Source organism: Pantoea cypripedii (assembly GCF_011395035.1).
Lineage (GTDB): Bacteria > Pseudomonadota > Gammaproteobacteria > Enterobacterales > Enterobacteriaceae > Pantoea > Pantoea cypripedii_A.
The window spans coordinates 1,794,761-1,818,120 of record NZ_CP024768.1 but is presented as its reverse complement, the minus strand read 5'-3'; the positions used below and the strand labels follow the sequence as shown (position 1 = coordinate 1,818,120).

The 23,360-nt window shown below is 53.6% G+C and carries 24 protein-coding genes and 3 tRNA genes; 15 read left to right on the top strand and 12 right to left on the bottom strand.

Annotated features, from left to right (window positions below; genetic code table 11):
• Nucleotides 1–120: 120 nt before the first annotated feature.
• The 3 genes from sodC to CUN67_RS08435 form a co-directional block, all read right to left on the bottom strand.
• Nucleotides 121–639 (bottom strand): superoxide dismutase family protein, encoded by a 519-nt coding sequence (gene sodC, locus CUN67_RS08445; RefSeq protein WP_208714825.1) that lies wholly within the window; start codon nt 637–639, stop codon nt 121–123.
• A gap of 80 nt (nt 640–719) precedes the next feature.
• Nucleotides 720–1,616 carry an aldo/keto reductase gene (locus CUN67_RS08440; RefSeq protein ID WP_208714824.1) on the bottom strand — a complete coding sequence of 299 codons (897 nt, stop codon included), beginning with the start codon at nt 1,614–1,616 and terminating at the stop codon, nt 720–722.
• A 72-nt stretch (nt 1,617–1,688) separates the two neighbouring features.
• On the bottom strand, nt 1,689–1,928 hold the full coding sequence (locus tag CUN67_RS08435) for a DUF1289 domain-containing protein (protein ID WP_208714822.1): 240 nt from the start codon (nt 1,926–1,928) through the stop codon (nt 1,689–1,691).
• Nucleotides 1,929–2,158: 230 nt separating this feature from the next.
• On the opposite strand from CUN67_RS08435, the gene eptA reads away from it, so the two are divergent.
• From eptA to rnt, 5 genes are all read left to right on the top strand, one after another.
• Entirely contained in the window at nt 2,159–3,796 is a 1,638-nt protein-coding gene (gene eptA, locus CUN67_RS08430) for a phosphoethanolamine transferase EptA (RefSeq protein WP_208714820.1), read from the top strand.
• Between the two features lie 39 nt (nt 3,797–3,835).
• Nucleotides 3,836–4,432, top strand: a complete 597-nt coding sequence (locus tag CUN67_RS08425; RefSeq protein ID WP_208714818.1) for a TetR/AcrR family transcriptional regulator — start codon at nt 3,836–3,838, stop codon at nt 4,430–4,432.
• A 48-nt stretch (nt 4,433–4,480) separates the two neighbouring features.
• On the top strand, nt 4,481–5,578 hold the full coding sequence (locus CUN67_RS08420) for an alkene reductase (RefSeq protein WP_208714816.1): 1,098 nt from the start codon (nt 4,481–4,483) through the stop codon (nt 5,576–5,578).
• A 96-nt stretch (nt 5,579–5,674) separates the two neighbouring features.
• Entirely contained in the window at nt 5,675–6,082 is a 408-nt protein-coding gene (gloA, locus tag CUN67_RS08415) for a lactoylglutathione lyase (protein ID WP_208714814.1), read from the top strand.
• A 110-nt stretch (nt 6,083–6,192) separates the two neighbouring features.
• Entirely contained in the window at nt 6,193–6,858 is a 666-nt protein-coding gene (rnt, locus tag CUN67_RS08410) for a ribonuclease T (RefSeq protein WP_208714812.1), read from the top strand.
• Nucleotides 6,859–6,894: 36 nt separating this feature from the next.
• Here rnt and CUN67_RS08405 read toward each other — a convergent pair whose 3' ends face one another.
• A complete protein-coding gene (locus CUN67_RS08405; protein WP_021185244.1) occupies nt 6,895–7,227 on the bottom strand; it encodes a Grx4 family monothiol glutaredoxin in 333 nt (110 codons plus the stop codon).
• 367 nt (nt 7,228–7,594) lie between these two features.
• On the opposite strand from CUN67_RS08405, the gene CUN67_RS08400 reads away from it, so the two are divergent.
• Nucleotides 7,595–8,380, top strand: a complete 786-nt coding sequence (locus CUN67_RS08400; RefSeq protein ID WP_208714810.1) for a C40 family peptidase — start codon at nt 7,595–7,597, stop codon at nt 8,378–8,380.
• Between the two features lie 54 nt (nt 8,381–8,434).
• Here the strand turns inward: CUN67_RS08400 and cydH are convergent, their stop codons facing one another.
• Nucleotides 8,435–8,524: a cytochrome bd-I oxidase subunit CydH gene (cydH, locus tag CUN67_RS08395; RefSeq protein ID WP_139810913.1), complete on the bottom strand. Its 90-nt coding sequence runs from the start codon at nt 8,522–8,524 to the stop codon at nt 8,435–8,437.
• Between the two features lie 285 nt (nt 8,525–8,809).
• Here cydH and purR point away from each other — a divergent pair, with 285 nt between their 5' ends.
• Nucleotides 8,810–9,835: an HTH-type transcriptional repressor PurR gene (purR, locus tag CUN67_RS08390; protein ID WP_208714808.1), complete on the top strand. Its 1,026-nt coding sequence runs from the start codon at nt 8,810–8,812 to the stop codon at nt 9,833–9,835.
• Here the strand turns inward: purR and punR are convergent.
• Complete coding sequence (gene punR, locus CUN67_RS08385; RefSeq protein ID WP_208714806.1) at nt 9,832–10,743, bottom strand: DNA-binding transcriptional activator PunR; 912 nt, start codon at nt 10,741–10,743, stop codon at nt 9,832–9,834. The two genes, purR and punR, sit on opposite strands and share 4 nt — an antisense overlap.
• A gap of 109 nt (nt 10,744–10,852) precedes the next feature.
• Here punR and punC point away from each other — a divergent pair, with 109 nt between their 5' ends.
• On the top strand, nt 10,853–12,061 hold the full coding sequence (gene punC / locus CUN67_RS08380) for a purine nucleoside transporter PunC (RefSeq protein ID WP_208714804.1): 1,209 nt from the start codon (nt 10,853–10,855) through the stop codon (nt 12,059–12,061).
• Between the two features lie 309 nt (nt 12,062–12,370).
• Nucleotides 12,371–13,519, top strand: coding sequence for a cyclopropane fatty acyl phospholipid synthase (gene cfa / locus CUN67_RS08375; RefSeq protein ID WP_208714802.1), 1,149 nt, complete (start codon nt 12,371–12,373; stop codon nt 13,517–13,519).
• A gap of 41 nt (nt 13,520–13,560) precedes the next feature.
• On the opposite strand, the gene CUN67_RS08370 is transcribed toward cfa, so the two are convergent.
• Nucleotides 13,561–14,211, bottom strand: a complete 651-nt coding sequence (locus CUN67_RS08370) for a riboflavin synthase subunit alpha (RefSeq protein WP_208714800.1) — start codon at nt 14,209–14,211, stop codon at nt 13,561–13,563.
• 200 nt (nt 14,212–14,411) lie between these two features.
• Between CUN67_RS08370 and CUN67_RS08365 the strand changes: the two genes are divergently transcribed.
• The 6 genes from CUN67_RS08365 (at nt 14,412) to CUN67_RS08340 (ending at nt 18,535) form a co-directional block, all read left to right on the top strand.
• Nucleotides 14,412–15,785 carry an MATE family efflux transporter gene (locus CUN67_RS08365; RefSeq protein ID WP_208714798.1) on the top strand — a complete coding sequence of 458 codons (1,374 nt, stop codon included), beginning with the start codon at nt 14,412–14,414 and terminating at the stop codon, nt 15,783–15,785.
• A 153-nt stretch (nt 15,786–15,938) separates the two neighbouring features.
• A tRNA-Val gene (locus tag CUN67_RS08360) sits at nt 15,939–16,015 on the top strand.
• Between the two features lie 3 nt (nt 16,016–16,018).
• Nucleotides 16,019–16,095, top strand: a tRNA-Val gene (locus CUN67_RS08355).
• Between the two features lie 68 nt (nt 16,096–16,163).
• Nucleotides 16,164–16,240 (top strand) — tRNA-Val (locus CUN67_RS08350).
• Between the two features lie 341 nt (nt 16,241–16,581).
• Entirely contained in the window at nt 16,582–17,994 is a 1,413-nt protein-coding gene (gene pykF / locus CUN67_RS08345; RefSeq protein WP_208714796.1) for a pyruvate kinase PykF, read from the top strand.
• A 304-nt stretch (nt 17,995–18,298) separates the two neighbouring features.
• A complete protein-coding gene (locus CUN67_RS08340; protein WP_007374746.1) occupies nt 18,299–18,535 on the top strand; it encodes a major outer membrane lipoprotein in 237 nt (78 codons plus the stop codon).
• Nucleotides 18,536–18,599: 64 nt separating this feature from the next.
• Here CUN67_RS08340 and CUN67_RS08335 read toward each other — a convergent pair whose 3' ends face one another.
• From CUN67_RS08335 to sufC, 5 genes are all read right to left on the bottom strand, one after another.
• Nucleotides 18,600–19,634: a L,D-transpeptidase family protein gene (locus CUN67_RS08335; RefSeq protein ID WP_208714794.1), complete on the bottom strand. Its 1,035-nt coding sequence runs from the start codon at nt 19,632–19,634 to the stop codon at nt 18,600–18,602.
• Nucleotides 19,635–19,700: 66 nt separating this feature from the next.
• Nucleotides 19,701–20,117, bottom strand: a complete 417-nt coding sequence (sufE, locus tag CUN67_RS08330) for a cysteine desulfuration protein SufE (RefSeq protein WP_208714793.1) — start codon at nt 20,115–20,117, stop codon at nt 19,701–19,703.
• A gap of 20 nt (nt 20,118–20,137) precedes the next feature.
• Entirely contained in the window at nt 20,138–21,361 is a 1,224-nt protein-coding gene (sufS, locus tag CUN67_RS08325; RefSeq protein ID WP_208714791.1) for a cysteine desulfurase SufS, read from the bottom strand.
• Nucleotides 21,358–22,635, bottom strand: coding sequence for a Fe-S cluster assembly protein SufD (sufD, locus tag CUN67_RS08320; RefSeq protein ID WP_208714789.1), 1,278 nt, complete (start codon nt 22,633–22,635; stop codon nt 21,358–21,360). The genes sufS and sufD overlap by 4 nt, the downstream gene beginning before the upstream one ends.
• Entirely contained in the window at nt 22,610–23,356 is a 747-nt protein-coding gene (gene sufC / locus CUN67_RS08315) for a Fe-S cluster assembly ATPase SufC (RefSeq protein ID WP_208714787.1), read from the bottom strand. The genes sufD and sufC overlap by 26 nt, the downstream gene beginning before the upstream one ends.
• Nucleotides 23,357–23,360: the final 4 nt, after the last annotated feature.

Genomic DNA, 23,360 nt, shown 5'->3' with positions numbered 1-23,360 from the left:
TGAGCGGTTTTTTTCCCTGCCACGTATCATAGGCGGGAAAAATCAGCGGGAACAGTGCAAAAAACTCTGAGAAATGTCTGGTTACGCAAATCGGGGCGGCATCAGGTCGCCGCCCCATGGTTAAATCACACCACAGGCAAAGCGCGCACCACCACCGCCCAGGGGTTGCGGGTGATCGGCATGATTGTCCCCACCCACATGTACCATCAGGGCTTTCCCTTTGATTTCACTCAGAGACTTGATACGTGGGGCCAGTACCGGGTAATTCGCTTTACCGTCATCACCGACATACAACGCAGGCAAATCACCAAGGTGACCATCGGCATACGGACCGAGGTGTTTGCCGGTTTTACCGGGATCAAAATGCCCACCCGCAGCACCCGCAGCCACCATTTTCCCTGCCGATTCGCCAGGTTCACAGCTGCCTTTAGCATGGACATGGAAGCCATGGATACCCGCAGGCAGACCACTCAGCGCTGGCGTAAATTGCAGCCCGTAAGGGGTTTCGCTGATGGTCACCTTGCCAATCGCCGCGCCAATACCTTGTTCCGTCACTTTGTGCAGCTCAACTTCTTCTGAAGCAGCCTGGGCAACGCCGCTACAGAGCAGCGCCAGAACAGCAATCAGGGTTCTGTTCATAACATCTCCTTATGGTTAAGTTCCCTGTAAGCCTGGCTGCTTTTTCCCGGTGCTGCCGCATTTTGACGTATTTTTACGCGTCAGGGCACATCGTAGCCCAGTGCAGCCTTACGAATGCGGAACCATTGCTGGCGATCCAGCGTCAATTGACAGCCCGCCACTGCATCGCTGACACGCGCCGTTTTACCGGAACCAATGATCGGCAAGGGGCGGCTGGGCAGTTTCATCACCCAGGCATACACCACCTGCTCAATATTGCTGGCCCCGATCTCCTGTTGCACCTGATGCAGTTCATCACGCAGCGGCTGGTAATGCGGGTCGTTAAATAAACGCCCACCGCCAAGGCAGGACCAGGCCATGGGGCGCATGCGCAATTGCTGGCATTGATCCAACGAGCCATCAAGTAATGCCGATTGTTCCAGCGGAGAAATTTCCAGCTGGTTGGTCGCCAGGGTAAAAGGCAGACGAGATTGCAGCAGGGTGAACTGGGTCGGGGTGAAATTGGAGACACCGAAATGACGCACTTTTCCACTCTGATGCAATGAGAGGAATGCTTCGGCAACGTCATCCGCATCCATCAGCGGGTCGGGTCGATGAATCAACAGCAGGTCGAGATAATCGGTGGCAAAATGGCGCAGCGAATTTTCTGCACTCTGCAAAATATGACGGCTATCGGTGATGTAATGACCGATCTGGTGTTCCGGTTTGGCGCGCGTCGCAATGCCGCATTTGGTGACGATTTGCAGCTTTTCACGCAAACACGGGGCCAGCTTCAGCGCGGCACCGAATGCGGCCTCACACTGGTAATCACCGTAAATATCCGCATGATCAACCGTGGTGATACCCAGCGCCAGATGATGCTCGATAAATTGCACGCACTGCTGTGGCGTCATGCCCCATTCCATCAGACGCCAGTAACCCATGATCAGCGGTGAAAATAGCGGTCCCTGCGGGGCGATTTGTTGCGGTTGTAACATTAAGGCTCTCCCTTAAATGCAAATCCGAATGGATGAATCGGCAGTATAACGGAAAGTCACGCACTGCAACGTTCAGAACAGTGAGGGTTGTTGCGGTTCGTCAGGTTCTTCGGGTTTCTGGCTGCGTTGCAGGCGTAACCAGCGCTGACGGCACAAACGCAGAACATGGCGTTTTTGCGCATCAGTGTATTTCATCCAGTCAAAACGTTCCTCGCGACTGCGCAGGCAGCCACGGCAATAGCCACGAGCATCGCTCTGGCAAATCCCCCGACAGGGACTGGGGACAGGAAAAAACTCAAGTTGCTCGGCCACATCCACTCCGGTACAGGCAAATTGCAGCATATTGATAACAGCTTAGTGACATTGTGCGCAGAGTAAACGCCAATTGCACGTATTCTGCTCAATCAATTTTCCAACAGCCCGCGGGTTACCGTTACTTACGAATCTGTCCCCACGAGGCCTGGGGACGTTTAAGTTTCGTTAAGGTTTTCCTCATACTTTGTCTCTACTCTGGCGCGATTCCGTTCCATTGATGAGTTTTCATGAAATCCCCGAATAAGTTACAGTGTCACTCTGGCTGGTTTAATTTCAGCGCCGCGTTTTTCTTTGGTGTTGTGCTAAATGGCCTGTTTTTGCTGCGCGCCTGGCAAATTATTCCTTACACACGGCTGCACGATTATCTGTTCGCCGCCAGTATTCCTGTGGTCCTGATCGCGGCGTTTTACTTTATTTTTACCCTGCTCGCCTGGCCGTTTGTCCGTAAACCGCTATTGATCCTGCTGGTGCTGACCAGCGCCGCTGCCAACTACTTTATGCACAGCTTCGGTACGGTCATCGATACCAACATGATCGAAAACGTGTTTGAGTCGAATGCTCAGGAAGCCGGTGCGTTGATCAACCGCACATGGGCCATCTGGATGTTGCTGATGGGGATTTTGCCAGCGGCGTTTATCACCAGCGTGCGTATCCGCTCAGGACAACGCTGGTGGTGGGGTCTGCTGCAACGCCTGGCCGGTGCCCTCGGTGCATTGCTGATTATCCTGCTAATGGCGGTGCTGTTTTATAAAGATTACGCCTCACTGATCCGCAACAACAAAGGGCTGGTCAAAATGATCACCCCGGCCAATATCGTCAGTGGTACTGGCCATTATGTCGATCAGCGTTGGTTACAGGGCAGTCAGCAACTGGTGAAGATCGGCGAAGATGCCCATAAAGGCCCGTTAATCGCCGCCGAACAGAAAAAAACGCTGGTGGTGTTGGTGGTGGGCGAAACCGGTCGCGCTGAAGACTTTTCCCTTGGTGGCTATGCGCGCGAAACCAACCCGCAGCTGAAACAGCAGCAGGTGATCTACTATCCGCAAACCCGCTCCTGCGGTACCGAAACTGCAGTTTCCGTACCCTGCATGTTCTCAAATATGTCGCGCGAACATTACGACGCCAATCTGGCCCACCATCAGGAAGGTCTGCTCGATGTGCTGGCCCATGCCGGAGTGAGCGTGCTGTGGCGTGAGAATGACGGTGGCTGCAAAGGTGCCTGCGATCGTGTTCCGCATACCGACATGACAATGTGGAACCTGCCGCAATATTGCCATGACGGTTTTTGTCTTGATGATGTCCTGCTGCACAATCTGGATAACTACATTGGCAGCCTGCATAACGACGGCATTATCGTGCTGCATCAAATGGGGAGCCACGGCCCTGCTTATTATCAGCGTTATCCGGCCGAATTCCGTCGCTTTACCCCCACCTGTGACAGCAACCAGATTCAGGATTGTGATCACCAGGCACTGGTGAATACCTATGACAATTCGCTGCTGTACACCGACGATATGCTGAGCCGCACTATTGATAAACTCAAAGGGTTGAGCGATCGCTTCAATGTGGCCATGGTGTATCTTTCTGACCACGGAGAATCGCTGGGTGAGCATGGCATGTATCTGCACGGTGCTCCCTATCTGTTTGCTCCCTCGCAGCAAACCCATATACCGCTGCTGATGTGGATGTCGCCGGGCTACGCCAGCGCGTATCACATTAATCAGGGTTGCTTACGCCAGCAGGCCGCCGATCAGCCGGTGTCACAGGACAACCTGTTCCATACCTTGCTCGGTATGTTCAACATCCAGACTCACGAATATCAGCCGCAACTGGATATGATCAGATCGTGCCAGGCGGTCAGCTAAAGATTGCATTAGACCGATCGGTCTACTACTCTGCTGTCCATGAACAAGACTCTGCAACGCAACGAAACCCGTGAACATCTGCTCGCTACTGGCGAGCAGCTGTGTTTGCAACGCGGTTTTACCGGTATGGGCCTCAGTGAAATGCTGACGCAGGCGGAAGTGCCGAAAGGCTCGTTTTATCATTACTTCCGCTCAAAGGAAGCTTTCGGTGTTGCCCTGCTGGAGCGCTATTTTGTCCACCATCTGCAGATGATTGAACAGCAACTGAATCAGCCTGGTGCCACAGCGCGTGAGCGTTTTCTGCAACACTTTCGTTCGGCTGAACAATTATTTATCGAACAGGGCCATATCATGGGTTGCCTCGGGGTGAAACTTTCCGCCGAGGTGTGTGACCTGTCGGAGCCGATGCGGGATGCGCTGCAACATGGCGCTACGGCGGTGATTAACGCCTATGCCCGCTGTCTCGATGATGTGGCAGCAGAACAACCGTTGTTGTATGGCCAAAGCCCGAAACAGCTGGCACAGCGTTGCTACCTGCTGTGGCTGGGCGCCAGCCTGCAAAGCAAAATCTCACGGGAGCCGGGCCCCATTAGCCTGGCGCTCGAAACCATTGAACAGTGGCTGACCCGCCACTGATTTTAAAAACCGCAGTTTCTAGACGACCGGTCTAATACAGGAGTCATCATGGCGAGTAAACAGCTGTTCTCCCCCCTCAAAGTGGGTGCGATTACCGTGCCTAACCGTGTTTTCATGGCCCCTCTGACGCGGCTGCGCAGCATTGAGCCAGGCGATATCCCTACGCCGTTGATGGCCGAGTATTATCAACAACGTGCCAGCGCCGGGTTGGTTATCACTGAAGCGACTCAGATTTCTTTCCAGGCGAAAGGTTATGCCGGTGCGCCGGGGCTGCACACCCAGCAGCAAATCGCCGCGTGGAAAGTCATTAATGAGGCCATTCACGGCGCAGGCGGACATAGCGCAGTGCAACTGTGGCATACCGGGCGTATCTCGCATAACAGCGTGCAGCCGAACGGCCAGCCGCCGGTAGCCCCTTCCGCTCTGGCCGCCGGTACCCGTACCTCACTGCGTCAGGCTGATGGCACCGTGTACCGTGCAGATACCTCTGTGCCGCGTGAACTCAGCGTGGCAGAAATTCAGCAAATCGTCGCTGACTTTGGTCAGGCCGCGGCCAACGCCCGTGAAGCGGATTTTGATTTGCTGGAACTGCATTCCGCGCATGGTTATCTGATGCACCAATTCCTCGCCCCGGATTCCAACCAGCGTACTGACGAATACGGTGGTTCGATTGCCAAACGTGGCCGTTTCGCACTTGAAGTGGTTGATGCGGCGATTGCTAACTGGTCTGCTGATCGTATCGGTATCCGTATTTCTCCGATTGGTGCCTTCCAGAATCTGGAAAATGGTGCGGATGAAGAAGCCGCTGCGCTGTGGTACATCTCGGAATTAGGCAAACGCAAACTGGCTTATCTGCATCTGTCGGAGCCTGACTGGGCGGGCGGTCAGCCTTATAGCGACGCTTTCCGTGAGAAAGTGCGCGCGCTGTTCCCCGGTGTGATCATCGGTGCCGGTGCCTACACGGTCGAAAAAGCGGACGATCTGATTCAGCGTGGCCTGATTGATGCCGTCGCGTTTGGTCGTGATTTTATCGCCAACCCGGATCTGGTGGCCCGTCTGCAACAGGATGCACCGCTTAACCCGCAGCGTCCGGAAAGCTTCTACGGTGGCGGTGCCGAAGGTTACACCGATTACCCGACGTTATAAGAAAGTCTGCTTGCCGCAACGGATGTGCGGCAATGCTGTTTCTTCAGAGCGTTAACTCGCTATACTTAGCCTTTGTGCTTGTTAAAAGAGGATGTTATGCGTTTACTTCACACCATGTTACGCGTTGGCGATTTGCAGCGTTCCATCGATTTTTACACCCGTGTGCTGGGCATGCGCCTGTTGCGTCAGAGCGAAAACACCGAATATAAATACACCCTGGCTTTTGTTGGCTATACCGAAGAAAGCGAAGGTGCTGTGATTGAGCTGACCTATAACTGGGGTGTCGAGAGCTATGATCCCGGCAACGCCTACGGACACATTGCGCTGGGTGTTGATGATGTTGCCGCCACCTGCGACCGCATCCGTAATGCCGGTGGTAAAGTGACCCGTGAAGCTGGCCCGGTTAAAGGCGGCACCACGGTGATTGCGTTTGTCGAAGATCCCGATGGCTACAAAATCGAGCTGATCGAAAACAAACACGCCGGACACGGCATCGGCAACTAAGCCTGCCTGCCAGCCTGGGCATTTACGGGCTGGCGTTCCTCTCTCCTGCTGCACCCTCCCGCAATTTTTGCCATAATGCGCGCTGCCCCATTTATTGCTATGAGATCCTGATGTCTGAATCGAACGACTTAAACGCTCTCCATCAACGCTTTCGCGGTTTTTATCCCGTGGTGATCGACGTCGAAACGGCCGGTTTTAATGCCAAAACCGATGCCCTGCTGGAAATCGCCGCCACCACACTCAAAATGGATGAAGACGGCTGGCTGCATCGCGACGAAACACTGCATTTTCACGTTGAACCTTTCGAAGGGGCGATTCTTAACCCGGATGCACTGGCGTTTACCGGAATTGATCCCAGCAACCCGCTACGTGGTGCGGTCAGTGAATATGAAGCGTTACATGCCATTTTTAAGATGGTGCGTAAAGGCACAAAGGACAGTCACTGCAATCGGGCGATAATCGTGGCGCATAATGCCACCTTTGATCATAACTTTCTGATGGCGGCTGCCGAACGGGCCAGTCTGAAGCGTAACCCGTTCCACCCCTTTGCCACTTTCGATACCGCAGCATTAAGCGGCCTGGTGCTGGGCCAGACGGTGCTGGCAAAAGCCTGTAAAGCGGCCGGGATGGATTTCGATAGTACTCAGGCACATTCTGCCCTGTATGACACCGAACAAACCGCCACGCTATTTTGTGAGCTGGTCAATCGCTGGAAACGCCTTGGCGGCTGGCCAGTGGCGTTCAGTGACGATTTGGCGGAAGACGACGCAGAATGACCAAAAGAAAGGCCGACGATGCGTCGGCCTTTGCAATTATTCTGCTTCTTTATACTTCTCAGCAGTTTCTTTAATCAGCGGCTGAAGCTCACCACGCTGGAACATCTCAACGATGATGTCACAACCACCGACCAGCTCGCCATCAACCCACAGCTGCGGGAAAGTTGGCCAGTTGGCATATTTCGGTAATTCAGCACGGATATCCGGGTTTTGCAGGATATCAACATACGCGAAGCGCTCACCACAGGCAGACAGAGCCTGTACCGCCTGTGCAGAGAAACCGCAGCTTGGCAGTTTCGGCGAACCTTTCATGTACAGCAGGATCGGGTTTTCTGCGATCTGGCGCTGAATTTTTTCAACAGTACTCATTTTTGCCTTCCTTAATTCCTCACTTCGTGTTTGTTTATTGTAGCGACTTCACCCCCGCACTGAAAACGGGATTTTGCATCGCAACCACGTTAATCGCCATGTTTGTTAAGTTCCAGCGCAGCAAATAACATTTTCATATCATGAATAAGCATGAACCGATTAATAATTCGCAATAATTATGCTGCGTTAACCGGCTGAAATCGCTCATTTTTGCCCCAGATACCATCTGGTAACAGATTAATCGAAAAATGCCTTACCTTTTGGAAAAAAAGTGGATTAGAATCAATCCCGGCGCTGATCGTTGATCAGATTTTTCTAACTTGCCGCAGGCTGTTTTACCGCAGACTGCTTAACCTGTAACCGGACTATGCGTTTACTTATTACGCTTTTTATGCTGGCTTTCGCCCAACTGTTTTTTAATGTGGCTTCTGCGTCACCGCATGCGCCCATCAATGCCAGTTTGCATAATGCAGAGAAAAAAAGTGCACGCGAAGATGAGCGTCGTAAACGACGCCCGGTCAAGACCAGCACCAAAAAATCACGTCTTACCAGCAGTGTTCAAAAACTAAAACTGAAGAAACAAACCAAAACCGTCACTGCGCTTCACAAAACCACCCGCAGAAAATCTCTGCTGAAGTCACCGACGAAAAGATACGGTCACCAGCGCGTTGCGAAAGTGTTGGATGAACAGGATGACGCCGGTGATCTCACCACTATCAAGATGAGCAAGTCACACCGCCAGCGTTATCAAAAGGCGCGTGAAACGGCGATGACCAAATTGATGGGCCAGATCGGTAAGCCTTATCAATGGGGTGGTACCTCACCGCATACCGGTTTCGATTGCAGTGGTCTGGTGTGGTATGCCTATAAAGACCTGGTGAAATACAAATTCCCGCGCACCGCCAACGAAATGTATCACCTGCGTGATGCGGCGCCGATCAAACGCGATATGCTGGAGAAGGGAGATTTGGTGTTCTTCCGCATTAACCATCGCGGCACCGCTGACCATGTGGGTGTTTACCTCGGCAACGGCAAATTTATTCAGTCACCGCGTACTGGTAAAGATATTCAGATTAGCGCATTAGGTGAAGATTACTGGCAGAAGCATTATGTCGGTGCGCGTCGTATGATGACGCCGAAAACCATTCGCTAAACGTCACAGCGCAATAAAAAGCCGGACTCTGAAATTTCAGGTCCGGCTTTTTTATTAATGAAGGATCGCGGTGAAGCTGAACACGATGATCATTAACAACGCGCCAACGGTAGTACCCAGCGCCAGTTTCAGGTCTGTACTCATCACAACTCCTTAGTCACATTAATTGAAGGGTTAATGTAATTTTCGCATAGCCCCCGGCAAAAATCTCGTGTTATCCGCGTCAGCTTGCTAGAATCGCCGCCTTTCGTTGCGCAACAGATTTTGCGCACGCTGTGTTTGTGGCCTGTTAAAGTGATTTTAACTGATAGTTAATGCCTTTTTCTTCGCCATTTGCCCCAAAAATTGGGGCGCAAAACCATTAGCAGACGCAAACGTTTAACAATATACTTATCAGTAAGTTGCGATAAGCCCGGGAGTACCATTTTCATGGCAACAATTAAAGATGTGGCGAAACGCGCCGGTGTCTCCACCACTACGGTTTCGCATGTCATCAACAAAACGCGTTTTGTCGCGGAAGAGACGCGTAACGCCGTATGGGAAGCGATCAAAGAGCTGCATTATTCACCCAGCGCCGTGGCGCGTAGCCTGAAAGTCAACCACACCAAAACGCTGGGATTGCTCGCCACCTCCAGCGAAGCCCCCTATTTCGCGGAAATCATCGAAGCGGTAGAAAACCACTGTTTTGACCGTGGCTACACGCTGATTCTCGGCAATGCGCATAACGATCTGCAAAAGCAGCGTGCTTATCTCTCGATGATGGCGCAAAAGCGCGTCGACGGTTTATTGGTGATGTGTTCCGAATATCCCGACGACCTGCTCACCATGCTGGAAGAGAACCGTAATATCCCGATGGTGGTGATGGACTGGGGCGAGTCGCGCGGCGATTTCACCGATACCGTGCAGGATAACGCCTTCCAGGGTGGCTATCTCGCCGGGCGTTACCTGATCGAACGTGGACATCGTGACATTGGTGCTATCCCAGGGCAGATGGAACGCAACACTGGCGGGGGTCGTCATGCCGGTTTTATGCAGGCGCTGCAGGAAGCCGGTATTACGGTGCGCCCGGAGTGGATTGTCCAGGGCGATTTTGAACCGGAATCCGGTTACCAGGCGATGCAGCAGATCCTTAATCAGAAGCAACGCCCGACCGCCGTCTTTTGCGGTGGTGATATCATGGCGATGGGCGCGATTTGTGCTGCCGATGAAATGGGACTGCGTGTCCCCCAGGATATTTCGGTAATTGGCTATGACAACGTGCGCAACGCCCGTTATTTCACCCCGGCGCTGACTACCGTCCATCAGCCGAAAGCGCAGCTGGGCGAAAAAGCGCTGGAAATGCTGCTCGATCGCATCACCAGCAAACGCGAAGAACCACAAACCATTGAAGTGCAACCCACGCTGATTGAACGCCGCTCAGTCGCCGACGGCCCGTTCCGCGACTATCGTCGCTAAGCTACCGATTCGCTCAGCCACTCATGGTTGAGCGTCTCTGCATCACCAAGATAGTCCAGCAACCAGCTCAATGCCGGTGAGGCGCGTTGTTCCGACCAGCTGACACAGCAGGGACTCTCCGGGAAAGGCGCAGGCAACGTCAGTTCGGTTAACGCGCCGCTGTCCAGCAGAGGCCGGGCTATGTGGCCCGGCACCATACCTACGCACAACCCTGCCCGCAGGCAATCCATCCCGGTTTCCCACTCTGGCACCACCAGACGCCGCTGGTTATCCAGCGTCCAGGTCATGCGGCGCGGCAGCGCCCGCGATGTGTCCTCCAGCACCAGCGAAGGCCAGGCCCGTAACGTTTCATCATCCAGCTGGTTACTTTTTGTCAGGGGATGGTCGGGACTGACCACGCAACGCCAGTTCAGCGCCCCCATATCCTGGAAAGCGAAGCGCCCCCCGACCGGAATCGCCTGGGTGGCGCCAATCGCCACATCTACCCGGCCACCAGCCAGCGCATCCCAGACACCGTTAAACACTTCATAGCTGATAATCAGCTCCATATCCGGGAAGTGGCGGTAGAAATCCTTCACCAATTGCCGGGTACGCTGGGGTTTTACGATACAGTCAACCGCAATACTCAGCTGACCGCGCCAGCCGTTAGCCAGTTGCTGGCACTGGCGTCGTGTCGCCAGCATTTTTTTGATAACACTTCGCCCCTCTCGCACGAAATGCTCACCTGCCGCTGTCAGCACCACTTCCCGATGCTGCCGTTCAAACAAAGGCACCGCCAGCCAGGTTTCCAGCTGACGAACGGTATAACTGATGGCAGAAGGCACGCGATGCAGTTCCTGCGCCGCTGCGCTAAAACTGCCGCTGCGCGCTACCGCATCCACCACTTCCAGCGCGTATTCAGACCACATAATTTTGCCTGCAAAATTTTTGATAGCACCTCGCAAATATTAGCGTTTCACAAAGCCTGCCGCACCCTTTTACACTCCCCGGCGTTCAATTTGTCTAATGAGAATCACCATGTTGTCATCAAAAGGATTTTTGCCTTACCTTGCTTTGCTGAGCATGCTGGGCTTTCTTGCTACGGATATGTACCTGCCGGCATTCAGTGCCATGCAGCAGGATTTTGCCACCTCTCCCGGCACCATCAGTGCCAGCCTGAGCCTGTTCCTCGGTGGCTTTGCCTGCGCGCAGGTGTTCTGGGGCCCGCTGTCTGACCGCTTTGGCCGTAAACCCATTCTGCTGGCGGGATTAGTGATCTTCGCGCTGGGCTGTCTCGGCATGTTGTGGGTCACCGACGTGAAGCTGATGCTGGCGCTGCGTTTTGTGCAGGCGCTGGGCGTTTGCGCTGCCGCCGTCAGCTGGCAGGCGCTGGTGGTTGATCGTTATCCGCAGGCACAGGCGAACAAAGTTTTCGCCACCATTATGCCACTGGTGGCGCTGTCACCGGCGCTGGCCCCTTTACTGGGTGCCTGGCTGATGGGCCATTTCCACTGGCGCAGCATTTTCCTGCTGCTGACGCTGGTCACGCTGCTGTTGCTGGTCGGCACCCTTCGGCTGGCTAATCCGGCCCGTACCCACACGGCTCGCGCTGCTCAGCCCGGCTGGCTGACGTTACTGGCATCACGGGTCTACAGCGGTAATGTGCTGATTTACTCAGCCTGCTCCGCCAGCTTTTTCGCCTGGTTGACTGGCTCGCCCTTTATCCTGGCTGACGCAGGCCTGTCACCTGCCGATATTGGTCTGAGTTATGTGCCACAGACTATCGCCTTTCTGGTTGGCGGTTTTGGTTGCCGTGCCTTGCTGAACCATTTTCAGGGCAAACAGCTACTGCCGTGGTTACTGGTGATTTACAGTCTGAGCATTGTCAGCCTGTTTGCCATCGCTCAGCTTGCTGCGCCCGCGCTGTGGGCATTGCTGCTGCCGTTCTGCGGCATGGCATTAGCCAATGGCGCGATCTACCCGATTGTGGTCGCCAGCGCGCTGCTACCCTTCCCTCAGGCCACCGGTAAAGCGGCCTCATTGCAAAATCTGTTACAGCTGGGATTATGTTTTATTGCCAGCCTGCTGGTTTCCGCCGGATTGCAACAGGCGCTGCACAGTACCAGCCTGGTGATGCTTGCCACTGTGGCGCTTGCCTGGGCTGGCTTCGGCTGGCAGCGTGCCGCTGTGGCAAACGCACAAAGTGATGTTGCTCACAACTCCCGTCCCTGCGAAGATAATCGCTAACGCAACGTCGTTAGTTAGCAAACTAACGATAAGTCGTTGAATATTGACCCACGGAAGCATATACTGCGTGGGTCAGCATTTCTATAACAAATCAATAACATAATTGTATTAATAATTAGCGACTCTGTCGCTGGGATGGTGTCTGCACGATGTTCTCCCCCGGTGTTGTGCCAGACATTTCTATTCAGATTCATACCTCTGTAAAACGTCGGATATCTGGCGCACGGATTTTCCGTGAGTTCTCTCACAAGCCTGGAGAAATTGACTATTCTTTTCTCAGGTTGAAATCGGAAAGGTGATGGAGAAGCTATGAGTTCATCGTGTATAGAAGAAGTGAGCCTTGAAGAAAACCACTGGTTTCGTATCGCCCATGAATTACTGGAACGGGCCGATATTGCCATAAATGGTACTCGCCCCTGGGATATTCAGGTTAAACATCCGGATTTTTTTAAACGGGTCCTGCAGGAAGGATCGCTGGGCCTCGGTGAAAGTTACATGGACGGCTGGTGGGAATGTGAAAATCTCGACATGTTTTTCCACCGCGTACTGAAACACCATCTGGATCAGCAATTACCGCATCATTTTAAAGACACACTGCGTATCGCTGCGGCGCGTTTGACCAACCTGCAATCGAGAAAGCGCGCCTGGATTGTGGGTAAAGAACATTACGATCTCGGGAATGACCTGTTTTCGCTGATGCTCGATCCTTTCATGCAGTATTCCTGCGGCTACTGGAAGGATGCAGAGACACTGGAACAGGCGCAGCAGGCCAAGCTCGATATGATTTGCCGCAAACTGCAACTGCAACCCGGCATGTCTTTGCTGGATATTGGTTGTGGCTGGGGTGGACTGGCTGAATTTGCCGCCCGCAATTACGGTGTCAAAGTGCATGGTGTCACCATTTCAGCTGAACAGCAGAAAATGGCTCAGGAGCGTTGCGCCGGACTGGATGTCACTATCCTGTTACAGGATTATCGCGACCTGAATCTGCAATTTGATCGCATTGTTTCCGTTGGCATGTTCGAACACGTCGGCCCGAAAAATTACGCCACCTATTTTGAAGTGGCCGACCGTAATCTGAAGCCGGACGGTATTTTCCTGCTGCATACCATCGGGTCAGTTAAAACCGATATGAATGTGGATCCCTGGATCGACAAATATATCTTCCCCAATGGATGTCTGCCCTCAGTGCGTCAGATTGCTGATGCCAGCGAGTCACATTTTGTGATGGAAGACTGGCACAATTTCGGCGCGGATTATGACACCACGCTGATGGCCTGGCATGATCGTTTTCTGGAATCATGGCCGCAGCTTGCAGAAAAATATGGTGACCGATTCAAACGCATGTTCAGTTATTATCTCTGCGCTTGTGCCGGTGCATTCCGGGCGCGTGATATTCAACTGTGGCAGGTGGTATTCAGCCGTGGTGCTGAAGGCGGGTTGCGTGTAGCACGCTAATTAACTGAAAGGCGCCAAATGGCGCCTTATTTATTGCGGGCTTATTCGCTCTCGTCGGACGGACGCTGAGCCAGGGCGGCGGCTTCACGCTGCGCCAGTACGCGCTCGACGGTTTCGACAATCGCCTGGGTATGCGGGTCGATCTCGATATTCACTTTATGCCCCAGCTTTTTCGCGCCCAGCGTGGTGCGTTCCAGCGTTTCCGGGATCAGGTGCACACAGAATTTACTCTTCGTCACGTCGCCTACGGTCAGGCTGATGCCGTCAATGCCGACAAAACCTTTATGCAGAATATATTTGATCTGCGCCGGGTCCTGTAATTTAAACCACACCTCACGGTTGTTTTCCGACTGAATAATTTTGCAGATCTCAGCGGTGGTCATAATATGGCCAGACATCAAATGGCCGCCAATTTCATCGCTAAATTTCGCCGCACGTTCAATATTGACCCAATCACCCACCTGCAATTCTCCCAGGTTGGTAATACGCAAGGTTTCTTTGATTAAGTCAAAGCTTACCTGGTCGCCATCAATCGCCGTCACCGTCAGACAGCAGCCATTGTTGGCAACCGACGCACCCAGCGCCAGCCCCGGCAGCAACTCTTCCGGCAATTTTACGATGTGAGTGCGAAACAGCTCTTTTTCTTCAATAGCAACAATCTCTGCCTTACCCTGCACAATTCCAGTAAACATAATCTCAGCCTCTGCGAAGTTTGCCGTAGTTTATCACAGCTGACCCGCCCGGGTTTAATTTGCCGGTGCGCAAAATTTACACGGTTGTTTTAACAAATTGCGAACAATGTTTGGCGGATACGCAACCGACCGTTACACTAAGCCGCGTATTCTTTGGGGATGTCTCCCCGTTCTCCTTTTTATTTAAATGCAGGTGATACGTGCAGAAGTATTTAACAGAAGCGCGTCAATTGCTGGCCCTTGCGATCCCGGTCATCCTTGCTCAGGTTGCCCAGACGGCGATGGGGTTTGTGGATACCATTATGGCCGGGTCGGTAAGCGCTACGGATATGGCTGCCGTTGCGGTCGGCACCTCTATCTGGCTGCCCGCCATTCTGTTTGGTCATGGTTTGCTACTGGCATTGACGCCCACCGTTGCGCAACTCAACGGTTCAGGACGCCGCGAGCGCATTGCTGAGCAGGTTCGTCAGGGATACTGGCTGGCGCTGTTTGTGGCCTTGCTGATTATGCTGGTGTTGTGGAACGCCGGGTATTTGATCCGAGCCATGCATGACATCGACCCGTTGCTGGCAGCCAAAGCTGAAGGTTACCTCCATGCCCTGCTGTTTGGTGCGCCGGGCTATCTGTTTTTTCAGGTAGCGCGTAACCAATGTGAAGGGTTATCAAAAACCAAACCCGGCATGGTGCTGGGCTTCCTCGGTTTGCTGACCAACATCCCGCTGAACTACGTGTTCATCTACGGGCACTTTGGCATGCCCGCGCTGGGGGGTGTCGGCTGCGGTGTGGCGACGGCTTCAGTTTATTGGGTGATGTTCCTGGTGATGCGCTTCTGGCTGAAACGCATGGGCAGTATGCGCGATATTCGCATGGCGACTGGCTGGTCCGCACCGTCGCGGGTGATTCTGTCCCGTCTGTTTACCCTTGGGCTGCCGGTGGCGCTGGCGCTGTTCTTTGAAGTGACCCTGTTCGCCGTGGTGGCGTTGATGGTGTCGCCATTGGGTATCGTTAAGGTGGCCGGGCACCAGATTGCGCTGAACTTCAGTTCACTGATGTTCGTGCTGCCGTTGTCACTCGGCGTGGCAACCACCATCCGTGTGGGTTACCGACTGGGTCAGAGGTCGCCAGAGCAGGCACGCGTGGCGGCATGGACCGCACAAGTCGTAGGCATCAGTATGGCCGCCATCACCGCGCTGTTTACCGTGACCTTCCGCCATCATATCGCAGCGTTGTACACCGCTAACCCGGAAGTCATCACGCTGGCTGCGCAATTGATGTTACTGGCGGCGATTTATCAGTTCTCGGATTCGATTCAGGTGATAGGCAGCGGTATTTTACGTGGCTATAAAGATACCCGTTCGATCTTCTTTATCACCCTGATTGCTTACTGGGTGCTGGGGCTGCCGGTTGGCTATATCCTGGGGCTGACGGACCTTATCGTCCCGCGGCTCGGACCGGCCGGATTCTGGTGTGGCTTTATCGTCGGGTTAACCTCGGCAGCGATCATGATGATTTGGCGTATTCGTCGTTTGCAGCGTCTGCCCGCACAGGTGATTCTGACACGCGCCGCCCGCTAAGTGACTGAGCGGGCCGTAAAAGGCCCGCAACGCCTAAAAAAACGACGCATAGCACAGATGCTGGTCAGTCATGATGAAAAATCACTTTTTCCCCTTGCCAGCTCACCGGCCTGCCGTTAATATTCGTCCCCGCTGTCGCCCTGACAGCGTGTTGCGCTCTTAGCTCAGTTGGTTAGAGCACCACCTTGACATGGTGGGGGTCGATGGTTCGAGTCCATTAGAGCGCACCAAGTGCGTCCGTAGCTCAGTTGGTTAGAGCACCACCTTGACATGGTGGGGGTCGGTGGTTCGAGTCCACTCGGACGCACCATTTTATTTATCCTGAATAATTCCGGTTGCAGCCAACACACATGCAACCTGAAGTATGACAGGCACAATGCGTTCTTAGCTCAGTTGGTTAGAGCACCACCTTGACATGGTGGGGGTCGATGGTTCGAGTCCATTAGAACGCACCACTCTTTTTAATCTCCCGTTGCGCAACTCCCTGTTCCTTGATCTGCATCGTTTTATGTTACTGCTTTCATATTGGTTTTCGCATACTTAGCGTCTATACTATGCCGCGTTGTCTCACTTGAAAGGTTTCAGCGCTAACGTGTTTATTGCGAGAACTCAAATTATTTGCGCAACACCGTCTGGCCGGTTCCCTCGCGTACCGCACAACTTCCCTGCACGCTTAGCCATCGTCTCCTATTCTTACTCTGTATTACCCTTATCAACACCAAACGAATTTCCACTTCGGTGCCTGCGCATCGAATCCCAACCTTTATCATCCATCACAACTTACAGATAAGCTGACATGAAAAAGACCAAGATCGTTTGTACTATCGGTCCGAAAACCGAATCGGAAGAGATGCTGACTCAACTGCTGGAAGCAGGCATGAACGTCATGCGCCTGAACTTCTCTCACGGGGATTACGCCGAGCATGGTCAGCGCATTAAGAACATGCGTGCCGTGATCGAAAAAACCGGTCGTCAGGCCGCCATTCTGCTGGACACCAAAGGCCCGGAAATCCGCACCATGAAACTGGAAGGCGGCAACGACGCGGCACTGAAAGCTGGCCAGACCTTCACCTTTACCACCGATCAATCCGTCATCGGTAACAGTGACCGCGTCGCGGTGACCTATGCCGGTTTCACTGAAGACCTGAAAATTGGCAACACCGTGCTGGTGGATGATGGCCTGATTGGTATGGAAGTGATTGAAGTCACTGAAAACACCGTGGTGTGTAAAGTGCTGAACAACGGTGACCTGGGTGAAAACAAAGGCGTTAACCTGCCAGGTGTCTCCATTCAGCTGCCTGCGCTGGCAGAAAAAGACAAACGCGACCTGATTTTTGGTTGTGAACAGGGTGTCGATTTCGTTGCGGCCTCTTTCATCCGTAAACGTTCTGACGTGCTGGAGATCCGTGAGCATCTGAAACAACACGGTGGCGAGCACATCCAAATCATCTCGAAAATCGAGAACCAGGAAGGTCTGAACAACTTCGATGAAATTCTCGAAGCCTCCGACGGCATCATGGTCGCCCGTGGTGACCTGGGTGTGGAAATTCCGGTTGAAGAAGTGATCTTCGCGCAGAAGATGATGATCAAGAAATGCAACAAAGCACGCAAAGTGGTGATTACCGCGACGCAAATGCTCGATTCCATGATCAAAAACCCGCGTCCGACCCGCGCCGAAGCCGGTGACGTAGCGAACGCCATTCTCGATGGTACCGATGCGGTGATGCTGTCCGGCGAAAGCGCCAAAGGCAAGTATCCGCTGGAATCGGTGACGATTATGGCGACCATCTGCGAACGCACTGACCGCGTGATGAAATCACGCATTGATGCGCTGCAGGATTCACGCAAACTGCGTATCACTGAAGCGGTATGCCGTGGTGCGGTTGAGACGGCTGAGAAGCTGGAAGCGCCGCTGATTGTGGTGGCGACCGAAGGCGGTAAATCTGCCAAAGCCATCAGAAAATACTTCCCGGATGCGACCATCCTGGCATTGACCACCAATGCCACCACCGCACGCCAGCTGATTCTGAGCAAAGGCGTGGAAACCCGTCTGGTCAACGAAATTGCCTCAACGGATGATTTCTACCGCATTGGCAAAGAAATGGCGCTGGAAAGTGGTTATGGCCAAAAAGGCGACGTGGTGGTGATGGTATCCGGTGCGCTGGTGCCAAGTGGAACCACCAATACATCGTCTGTACACGTACTCTGATTTTTAATTCAATGTTTATTAAAAAGCGCCCTTATCGGGCGCTTTTTTTATTCCGGGGCTAATACAGATACTGGAAATTGCCAATCGATAATAACTATTCAAAAAGCCAGAAAATTAAGGTTAATCCGATTAAATCCCTCTGTTTTAGCTAAATATTTTTATCATCTTCTGCGAAACGATGCTTCTTTGAGCGAACGATCAAGTTTAAGCATGTTCTCATCAAAAATTTATTCTCAACTCAAAAAGCTTTGTGTAATACTTGTAACGCTACATGGAGATTAACTCAATCTAGAGGGTATAAATAATGAATCGTACTAAACTGGTACTGGGCGCGGTAATCCTGGGTTCAACTCTGCTGGCTGGTTGCTCAAGCAACGCTAAAATCGACCAGCTGTCTTCAGACGTTCAGACTCTGAACGCTAAAGTTGACCAGCTGAGCAACGACGTGAACGCAATCCGTTCTGACGTTCAGGCTGCTAAAGATGACGCAGCTCGTGCTAACCAGCGTCTGGACAACCAGGCTCACTCTTACCGTAAGTAAGAGTTCTGGTACTAAAAATGGCGCCATTAAGGCGCCATTTTTTTTGTCCTGATTCAGGCAGCATTCAGGGCTTCGCCACCGGCGTCCCCATCGCTTCACTGATAGTGGCTCGTGTCGCGTCACTCCCCTGCTGAGATTGCACCACCTGCGGCATCGCCGTATCTGCTGTTACCGGCTCCCCACTGCTCACCAGCACCGGCATTCCCGAACGTCTCTCCAGCGCGGCCTTAATGAGCGCAGTATCGCTTTGCGGGCTATTCAGGAAGTTTTTCATCGCCGCCGTTAACGCAATCGGCATGGTTTGTGGATCATCTTTATCGGTGTGCGATAACGGCTGATGCACTTCGATATAACGCTTCCCGTCCGGCTCTATCGCCGTCTTCACCGGCTGGTTGATCACCTGTACGCGAGTGCCTTTGGGCACACTGGCAAACAACGCTTCGATATCTTCCGGACGCAGGCGAATACAGCCTGAACTGACGCGCATACCGATGCCAAAATCCGCGTTGGTGCCGTGAATCAGATACTGGCCAGAACCGTGCGCCAGACGCATGGCAAACATCCCCATTGGGTTATCCGGCCCGGCAGGTACCACACCCGGTAAGGTGATGCCTTCTTTCGCGTAGCGCTTACGGATATTCGGCGTAGGCGTCCACGTTGGGTTGGGGATTTTCTGGCCGATACTGGTCACCATCACCGGCGTCGCTGCCCCCAGCTGGCCGATGCCGATGGGATAGACAATCACCCGATCTTCCCCTTTGGGGTAGTAATACAGGCGCAGTTCAGCGAGGTTAATCACGATGCCTTCATGCGGCGTATCCGGCAGCAACATCTGCAAAGGCACCGTCAGCTGCGTACCGGCTTTGGGCAGCCAGGGATCCACGCCGGGATTGGCTTCCAGCATGCCGAGCAAACCTATCTTATAATGCTTTGCAATGCTCTCCAGCGGGCGTTTGTCATCCGGTACGGTGGTAAGGGTGTTTTCGCCAATTAAACGGCTGTTAGCGGCGGGCAGAGGGTATTCCGTGGCAAGCGCAGGTGCAGACAGTCCGCAGCAGGACAACAGCAATGCACCGGCTAAACGTAAAGCTGGTCTCATGCAATTTTCTCTTTGTCGGAAGAAACAAACCCCGGTCAGATTTGGCCGGGGTCTGGAGAGTGTATCTTAGCTGAGGGACTGTGCGTTATGACGGATCGCGCGAATCATCGCTTCAAGCCCCTGCGAACGCGACGGGGTGAGGTGTTGGGTGAGCGCAAGTTGTTCAAACCAATAGCGCACATCCAGGTCCAGAATTTCCGCCGCTTTCAGCCCCTGATACAGGCTAAACACCACGGCAATCAAACCTTTAACAATGGCAGCATCGCTGTCGCCGGCAAAGGTAATAGTCCCATCTGATTGTGGAGACATGGTGATCCACACCTGGCTCTGGCAACCTGAAATCACGTTTTCCGGCTGATATAAGCTTTCAGACGATTCTGGTAATTTTGCCCCGAGTTCAATGATGTAGAGGTACTTCTCTTCCCAGTTAGCGCAACGGTTAAAGTTGCGCACCAGTTTCTCTTTGTCTGGCAAATTTGCCATCGGTTACTCCTGAAATCTGCTCAACCGCCCAGCAGACGATGAATACGCGTCAGACCCGCCGCCAGGCGATCGGCCTCTTCCTCAGTGTTATAGAGCGCGAAAGAAGCGCGGCACATGGCGGGTACAGCATAATGGCGCATCAGCGGCATGGCACAGTGATGCCCGGTACGAATCGCGATACCGTACTGATCGAGGAAGCTTCCCACATCAAACGCATGATGCTTGCCCAGATTGAACGCCACCACGCCGCTACGCGCCGTCGGACCATAAATGGTCAGATCCGGCACAGAAGCCAGCTTATCCAGTGCATAACGCATCAGCATTGATTCACGTTGATGGATGGTGTCCAGCCCAAGCTCACTCACCCACTTCAGTGCCGCACCCAGACCAATGATGCCACCGGTATTCGGTGTGCCCGCTTCGAAACGCCACGGAGCGGTATTCCAGGTGGTGCCGGTCGGCAGCTGCACCTGATCGATCATCGAACCGCCACCTTCCCAGGGGGGCATGATATCGAGCAGCGCTTTACGACCATACAGCACGCCAATGCCGGTCGGGCCATAGATTTTATGGCCTGAGAAGACGTAGAAGTCGCAGCCAATGTCCTGCACGTCAACGGCGTGATGCATCACCGCCTGCGCACCATCCACCAGCGTAATAACGCCTGCGGCTTTCGCCTGTGCCACAATGGCTTTCACCGGGTTGACCGTGCCCAGCACGTTAGAAACGTGGGTCACCGCCAGCAAACGAGTACGGCTGTCAATCAGCCCGCCCAGTTGCTCAAGTGCCAGTTCACCCTGCTCATTCAGCGGCAGTACACGAATCTCTGCACCGGTACGCTGCGCCACCATCTGCCACGGCACGATGTTGGCGTGGTGCTCCATCTCGGTAATGATGATGTTGTCGCCGGGCTGGAGCTGACTGCCGCCCCAGCTGTTGGCCACCAGGTTGATCCCCTCGGTGGTGCCTTTGACGAAAACAATCTCTTCCGGCGAGGAAGCGTTAAGAAAACGTGCCGCCTGAATGCGCACGTTTTCCATGTCGGTGGTAGCCTGCGCACTCAGCGAGTGAATGCCGCGGTGCACGGCCGCATAGCCGTGCTGATAAAAATAACTTTCCGCATTAATGACGGCCAGCGGACGCTGTGCGCTGGCCGCACTATCCAGATAAGCCAGCGGATGACCGTTGACCTCGCGTTTCAGAATCGGAAACTCCGCTCTGACTCGTTCGAGATCGAAACTCATGACTCAACTCCCGGGATGCGCGCAGCAATACGCTGCAACACCGCCTGACGCAGTACCGGATTCTTTAAGGATTCGGTCAGCTCAGCGGCAAAAGCGTGGATAATCATACGCTGCGCAGCGGACTCTGCAATACCACGCGAGCGCAGGTAAAACATCTGCTCATCGTCGATACGGCCCACGGTGGCACCGTGGCTGCACTTAACGTCATCCGCGTAGATTTCCAGCTGCGGCTTGGTATCCACTTCAGCCAGACGCCCCATCAACAGATTGTTGTTGGTCATCTGTCCATCAGTCTTCAGCGCATGCTGTGCCACTTTGATCATGCCGTTGAACACCGCACGACCTTTATCACGCACGATGGTCTTGTGCATCTGACGGCTCATGCAGTGGCCTTTATTGTGCTCAAGATAGCTGCGTGTGTCGCACACTTCCTGATTCACCGGCAGGGCCAGACTGTTCATCGCCAGATTGGTGTTCTCACCGTTCAGCTGTGCACTGGTGTTATGACGTGACAAACCGGCACCCAGCAGGAAACTGGTGGTGCTGACCTGCGCGTCACGGCCAATGACCACATCGTTATGGGCGAAGTGGTAGCTTTTCTCGCTCTCAAACGACAGTTTGATGTGCGACAGTTGGGCATTATCGGCCACGTCGAAAGTGAAACGCGCACCGGTAAAGTGAGGTGCATCGTTCAGCGTGACGTAGTGTTCAATCACTTCTGCCTCTGCGCTGGCTTCCAGCTGCAGATGGTGACGGTGATGCACGGTATTCATCCCAGCTTCCTGGCCGCTGGTGATATGCAGCAGGTACAACGGCAATGCCGCCGCTTTACCGCGTGCCAGACGAATACTGGTGGCCTCTTCTGCCAGACTTTCGGTCAGATGGAGAAAAACTTCCGGCTGAATCGGCGCCGGTAGCGGACGGCGTTCTGCCGCCTGCGAATGCTGGATTTCAAACAGGCCGGTATCGCGGCTGCTCAGCGCGGGCTGGAAGCGCCCATCGACAAACACCAGGCGCACCGCTTCAATCGGCAGCGCAAGCTGTTCAACCTGTTCAGCACTCACTTCCTGCGGCTGCGGCAGCACAAACTGCTGACCCAGCAAACCTTCCAGCGGCGTGTATTTCCAGTTCTCGTGCTTGCGGGTCGGCAAGCCAAGACGCATCAGTTGCTGCCAGTGCTGCTGGGCCTGCAATGAACGCACTTCACCGCGCGATTCAAACAGGTGATGCCACTGTTGCAGGGCGTTATCACTCTTCGTCGGTAAGCCAGCCATAGCCTTGCTCCTCCAGCTGTTTCACCAGCGTAAAGTCGCCAGATTTTACAATTTTGCCCTGATACAGCACGTGCACATGGTCTGGCTTGATGTAGTCCAGAATACGCTGGTAGTGCGTAACGATAATGAATGAACGCTTGCCGTCGCGCAGGCTGTTGACGCCGTTAGCCACAATTTTCAGCGCATCGATGTCCAGACCGGAGTCGGTTTCATCAAGGATGCACAGTTCCGGCTCCAGCGCTGCCATCTGCAGAATGTCGTTACGCTTTTTCTCACCACCGGAGAAGCCCACGTTCACTGAACGGGTCAGCAAATCTTCTGGCATTTTCAGCAGATGGATTTTATCTTCGATAAAGTCCTGGAAATCGAAGCGATCCAGTTCTTCCTGCTCACGGTATTTACGCACCGCATTGACCGAAGTCTGGAGGAAAAACTGGTTGCTGACGCCCGGAATTTCCACCGGATACTGGAACGCCATAAAGATGCCTTCACCCGCACGCTCTTCCGGTTCCAGCTCCAGCAAATCTTTGCCTTTGAAGGTGACGGAACCGCCGGTGATTTCATAATCTTCACGGCCAGCCAGGGTTGCAGACAGGGTACTTTTACCGGAACCGTTCGGTCCCATAATGGCGTGCACTTCACCCGGCTTCACTTCGAGGTTCAGGCCGCGCAAAATTTCTTTGTCTTCAACACTAACCTGTAAATCTTTAATGCTTAACATACTC